General features: G+C 68.6%; 2 protein-coding genes and 1 pseudogene. 2 read left to right on the top strand and 1 reads right to left on the bottom strand.

Annotation, left to right across the window (positions count from 1 at the left end; translation table 11 throughout):
* Both ACFW2E_RS47415 and ACFW2E_RS47420 read left to right on the top strand, forming a co-directional pair.
* Positions 1–257 (top strand): annotated as a pseudogene (locus tag ACFW2E_RS47415) (class I SAM-dependent methyltransferase); the annotation flags it as partial.
* Between the two features lie 20 nt (positions 258–277).
* Positions 278–907: a dTDP-4-dehydrorhamnose 3,5-epimerase family protein gene (locus ACFW2E_RS47420; RefSeq protein ID WP_384478521.1), complete on the top strand. Its 630-nt coding sequence runs from the start codon at positions 278–280 to the stop codon at positions 905–907.
* Between the two features lie 59 nt (positions 908–966).
* On the opposite strand, the gene ACFW2E_RS47425 is transcribed toward ACFW2E_RS47420, so the two are convergent.
* The coding region (locus ACFW2E_RS47425; protein WP_384478524.1) for an adenosylhomocysteinase at positions 967–1,159 on the bottom strand (193 nt) is incomplete at its 5' end.

Below are 1,159 nucleotides of genomic sequence, written 5' to 3' on the forward strand. Positions count from 1 at the left end.
ATCTGGAGGAGAACCCGGAGACGGTCATCGCCATGGCTTACTTCGACCTGGATCTCCACCAGCCGACCAAGGAGCTCCTGGAGGTGATCCGGCCGCACCTGACCAAGGGCAGCATCCTCGCGTTCGACGAGCTGGCCCACCCGAAGTGGCCCGGTGAGACCACCGCGCTGCGGGAGGTCCTCGGCCTGGACTGCGCGCCTCTGCGTCAGCTGCCCGGCCGTGAGCCGCCGGTCATCTACATGAAGTGGGGCGAGTGATCGGATCGCGGGCCTCTGTGATGACGACTCGACCCATCGGCGCGACCGCGCCCACGACCGTCAGGGAACTCTCCGTCGAGGGCGCCTATGAGTTCACTCCGGAAATCTTCCCCGACCGGCGCGGCCTGTTCGTGACCACGTACCAGCAGCCGCAGTTCACGAGGACGAGCGGGCACGCCATGCCCGTCTTCCAGACCTGTCAGAGCCGGTCGAGCCGCGGCGTGGTGCGCGGTGTGCACTTCACAGCGACACCGCCGGGCATGGCCAAGCACGTCACGTGCGGGCGTGGCCGGGCGCTGGACTTCGTCGTCGACCTGCGGGTGGGATCGCCCACCTTCGGCGAGTGGGACACGGTGGAGCTCGGCCAGGACACCTTCCGGTCGACGTATCTGCCGATCGGTGTGGGCCATGGGTTCGTCGCACTGGAGAACGACACCACGTTGGTGTACCTCATGTCCGGTCCGTACGTGGCGGAACACGAGCTCGCGGTCTCCCCGCTGGACCCGGAACTCGCCCTGCCTCTCACGCTCGAGGGCGCGGAGCCGGTCATGTCCGAGCGTCATGTCGCGGCCCCCACGCTGGCTCAGGCGCTGGAAGCGGGCATCCTGCCGGACTACGCGACCTGCCTGGAGCTGGAGGCGGCGCTGTAGAGGCCCGCCACCGCACGGAGGTGACCGCCGGGGTGCAGGACGCCCCGGCGGTCGCGTGCTCAGTAGCGGTAGTGGTCCGCCTTGTACGGGCCCTCGACCTTGACGCCGATGTACTCGGCCTGCTCCGGACGGAGCGTGGTCAGCTTGACGCCGAGGGCGTCGAGGTGGAGGCGGGCGACCTTCTCGTCGAGGTGCTTGGGCAGCACGTAGACGTCGGTCGGGTAGGCGTCGGGCTTGGTGAACAGCTCGATC

The organism is Streptomyces sp. NPDC058964 (assembly GCF_042741275.1).
GTDB lineage: Bacteria > Actinomycetota > Actinomycetes > Streptomycetales > Streptomycetaceae > Streptomyces.

Bases quoted from the DNA above. Each gene is read 5' to 3' on its own strand.
- ACFW2E_RS47420 (WP_384478521.1), top strand. From the start codon at position 278: ATGACGACTCGACCCATCGGCGCGACCGCGCCCACGACCGTCAGGGAA.